This is a genomic window from Georgenia sp., from assembly GCF_054605595.1.
This window is the reverse complement of the sequence record NZ_JBTSDU010000199.1, coordinates 1-3,521: the sequence shown is the minus strand read 5'-3', so window position 1 is coordinate 3,521 and position 3,521 is coordinate 1. Positions and strand designations below refer to the sequence as shown.

Genomic DNA, 3,521 nt, shown 5'->3' with positions numbered 1-3,521 from the left:
CCAGGGATGGGCGAGTTCGCGCCGGCTCGCGCCCGGCGAGCAGCGCAGGGCACCCCGCGCAGCGGGGCGCGGGCCGTCGCGTGGACGGCTTTGGTTACTTTCCCCAAGAGGAAAGTAACCCGCGCGGCGGCAGCCGCACGGAACAGGGCAAACTTGCGAGGCCGCGCGCAAGAACCATCGTGCACGCGCCAGAGCCAGAGCGAGATCCTTCGCTGCGCTCAGGATGACAAGAGCACGCCGGGATCCTTCGGGCCGCGCCCTCAGCAACAAAAATGGATGAGAGCGTGTCGATCCAGTCGATGCGAGGTATCCGCAGAGATACACTCACGCGCACGCACGGCATGAATGCCGGCGCGTTGCGCCCTTGACCTCACGCCGCGCCTGGGCGCCGACAGAAACCGATCTGCAGGGAACCACGCATGAGCCCGACCATCCTCGTCACCGGCGGCGCCGGCTATATCGGCGCGCATGCCTGCGTGACGCTGATCGAAGCCGGTTTCACCCCGCTGGTGCTGGACAACCTGTGCAACAGCAGCGCCGAGTCGTTGCGCCGCGTGGGCCGCATCAGCGGCGTTGAGCCGCGCCTGATCGTTGCCGACATCCGCGATGCACAGGCACTCGATGCGCTGTTCGCCGCGCAGCCGGTCGCCGCGGTGATGCACTTCGCCGGGCTCAAGGCGGTGGGCGAATCCACGGCCGCGCCGCTGCGCTACTACGACAACAACGTCGGCGGCAGTGTCGCGCTGCTGCAAGCCATGCAGCGCGCCGGCGTGCGCACGCTGATCTTCTCCTCATCGGCCACGGTGTACGGCGAGCCGAGCGTGGCGCAGTTCCGCGAGGACATGCGCTGCGACCCGGTGAACCCCTACGGTCGCGGCAAATGGATGGTCGAGCAGATGCTGGGCGATCTCGCCGCCAGCGAGCCGGGCTGGCGCATCGCCGCGCTGCGCTATTTCAACCCGGTCGGCGCGCACCCCAGCGGACTGATCGGCGAGGACCCGCGCGGCGTGCCCGACAACCTGATGCCCTACATCACCCAGGTCGCCGTGGGGCGCCTGCCCGCGCTGCGCGTGTTCGGCGGCGACTGGCCCACCGCGGACGGCAGCGGCGTGCGCGACTACATCCACGTGATGGATCTGGCCGAGGGCCACGTGGCCGCGCTGCGCCACCTGCTCGAGCACGCGCCGCAACGGCTGACGCTGAACCTGGGCAGCGGTCGCGGTGTCTCGGTGCTGCAACTGCTGCACGCGTTCGAGCACGTGATCGGCCGCGCGCTGCCGCACGAGATCGTCGCGCGCCGCCCCGGTGACATCGCCGCGTACTGGGCCGATCCGACCCGCGCGGCTGCAGTCCTGGGCTGGCGCACGCAGCGCGACCTGCATGCGCTGTGCGCCGATGCCTGGCGCTGGCAGCAGGCCAATCCGCGCGGTTACGCCGACGCCTGATCGCGCGCGCAGCGGCCGATCGCTCAGTCCATGCCCAGGCTGGCCGGGCCGAACCCGGCGGGCAGCAGCGCCGCGATGCTGGTGATCTCGATGCGGCTCAGGTCGTGGTTGCAGCACAGCACGCGGATATCGTGGCGCGCACGCTGGGATGCCTCGAAGATCAACTGCCGGCAGCGCCCGCAGGGCGTGACCACCGCGCCGCTCTGTTGCGCAGCCGTCGTCAGCAGGCGCCCGGTCACCGCGATCACCTGCACGGCATCGCCCGCGCCATCGACATTGGCCGCGGCCAGCGCGCCCACCTCGGCGCACAGCACCACGCCGTAGGCGGCGTTTTCCACGTTGCAGCCGCGGTACACGACGCCGCCGCGCGTGCGCAACGCCGCGCCGACGGCATAGCCCGAGTAAGGCGCATAGGCATGCGCGGCGGCGCCCAGCGCGGCCTGCACCAGATCGCGATCCTGCGTCGAAAGATCGTCAAGGCTTGTGCAGGTGTCCATGCGGCCGACCGATTGCGGAGCTGCGCGCGAGACTAATCGATCACGGCCGCGCACGGGTGTGCGTCGCATGCGGCCGTCGCCACCGCGTCAACCCGCGCTGCCGGAATCGCGGCGCTGCAAGCTCACGCTGCCCTGCACCTGTCCGGCGCCGGCGGCCTGCAGGTGCAGGGCGCTGATGTGGATGCCCTGCGCCTGCAGCGCGGCCAGCCATGGCAGCAGGCTGGCGAAGGGCAGCGGCTTGAGATTCAGTTGCAGCGTGGTGGACCGATCGCCGCCGGCGCGCACCTCGAGCACTCCGTACAAGCCTTGCGCGCGGGCGCTGGCGGTGACGCTGGCGGCCAAGGTCGCGGCCGTCGATGCGCCGGCGGCGGGCGCGCCGGCGGCCGGCTGCAACGCGGCCTGCGCGCGCAACGCGAGCAGGCGCACCGCGGCGCCGCGCATCCACAGCAGATCGCTGCGCAACACCGCGACGCGCTCGCTGCGCGCGGCGACGCCGCGCTGCAGCGGCGCCCAGACGCCGGCGTAGAACACACCGATGAGCACCACCGCGAGCGCGGCCAGCAGCATGCGCCGCTCGCGTTCGGCCAGTGCCTGCCACCACGCGTTCATGGCGCACCCGCGCTGCTGACGCGCAGCAGCGCGGAGGCGCCGGCCGGCCGCGCGGGCGGCGCGGTCAACCGCACGCGCAGACCCTGCCGGGCCAGTTGCGTGCGCAGTACGTCGTAATCGGCGCGCCGCGGCAGGGTGAACGCCAGCACCAACTGGCCGTTGTCGTAATCGATGCGCTGCACGCGCGCGCCGGGCAGCGTGGTCAACGGCAGCGCGGCCTGCGCCAGCAGACTGAGCCCGCCACCACCGCCGGCCTTGCGCTGCGCGCCGAGCAAGGCTTCGGCCAGTTGCGCGCGCGCATCGACGATGCGCGTTTGCGCGGGCAGCACGTGGTGGAACAGGGTATCCACGCCCTGCTGCAGCAGGGCCTGCTCGCGGCCGAGAATGACGTAGCGCGTGCCGGAGTAGGCCAGCGCGGTGAGCAGCGCCAGCGTCGCGGCCACCGCCAGCCAGCGCCACGGCCCGCTAGCGCGCGTGCGCCGCGCGGCGTAGCGGCCACTGCGCAGGTTCAGCGCGAGGCCGGGAGCTTGCAGCAGCGCCAGCGCATCGACGCCGGGCGCGGATTCGTGCAGCGGCAGTTCGGCCGGCAGCGGCGGCAGTTCGCCATCGCCGCGCAGCACCTGCACATCCTGCGGACGCGCGTCTTGCGCGCAGCGCTGCCACGCCGCGGCGAGCAGCGCCGGCAGCAGCGCGCGCGTGCAGGCGAAACCATCCAGCGGACCCGTGCGCAGCAGCGCGCGTTCTCCGCTCAGCAACAGCGTCCACTGTCCGGCCTGCCAGGGCAGCGCGAGCACGTCCGGCACGATCGCCGCGGCCTCGATGCCGGCCGCGGCGCAGGCGTCGATCCAGCCTTGCAGCAGGGTCGCGGAGACCACCGCGGCGGCGATATCGCCGTCGCCGCGCGTCCACGCGAAGTGCTGGGTTTCCGGCGGCTGCAGCAGCCAGTCCTCCAGCGCGTACGGCAAGGCGC

The 3,521-nt window shown here is 72.4% G+C and carries 4 protein-coding genes; 1 reads left to right on the top strand and 3 read right to left on the bottom strand.

Annotated features, from left to right (window positions below; genetic code table 11):
* Positions 1–419: 419 nt before the first annotated feature.
* Positions 420–1,445, top strand: coding sequence for a UDP-glucose 4-epimerase GalE (gene galE / locus ACYC1Z_RS14740; RefSeq protein WP_461410266.1), 1,026 nt, complete (start codon positions 420–422; stop codon positions 1,443–1,445).
* A 23-nt stretch (positions 1,446–1,468) separates the two neighbouring features.
* On the opposite strand, the gene ACYC1Z_RS14735 is transcribed toward galE, so the two are convergent.
* The 3 genes from ACYC1Z_RS14735 to gspL form a co-directional block, all read right to left on the bottom strand.
* A complete protein-coding gene (locus ACYC1Z_RS14735) occupies positions 1,469–1,942 on the bottom strand; it encodes a cytidine deaminase (protein WP_304061695.1) in 474 nt (157 codons plus the stop codon).
* Positions 1,943–2,029: 87 nt separating this feature from the next.
* Entirely contained in the window at positions 2,030–2,551 is a 522-nt protein-coding gene (gene gspM, locus ACYC1Z_RS14730) for a type II secretion system protein GspM (RefSeq protein ID WP_081128697.1), read from the bottom strand.
* The coding region (gspL, locus tag ACYC1Z_RS14725; protein WP_461410265.1) for a type II secretion system protein GspL at positions 2,548–3,521 on the bottom strand (974 nt) is incomplete at its 5' end. The genes gspM and gspL, both read right to left, overlap by 4 nt.

What these genes read in the sequence shown, in the direction of transcription:
- galE (WP_461410266.1), top strand. Translation starts at nt 420, where the DNA reads ATGAGCCCGACCATCCTCGTCACCGGCGGCGCCGGCTATATCGGCGCG.
- ACYC1Z_RS14735 (WP_304061695.1), bottom strand. Translation starts at nt 1,942, where the DNA reads ATGGACACCTGCACAAGCCTTGACGATCTTTCGACGCAGGATCGCGAT.
- gspM (WP_081128697.1), bottom strand. Translation starts at nt 2,551, where the DNA reads ATGAACGCGTGGTGGCAGGCACTGGCCGAACGCGAGCGGCGCATGCTG.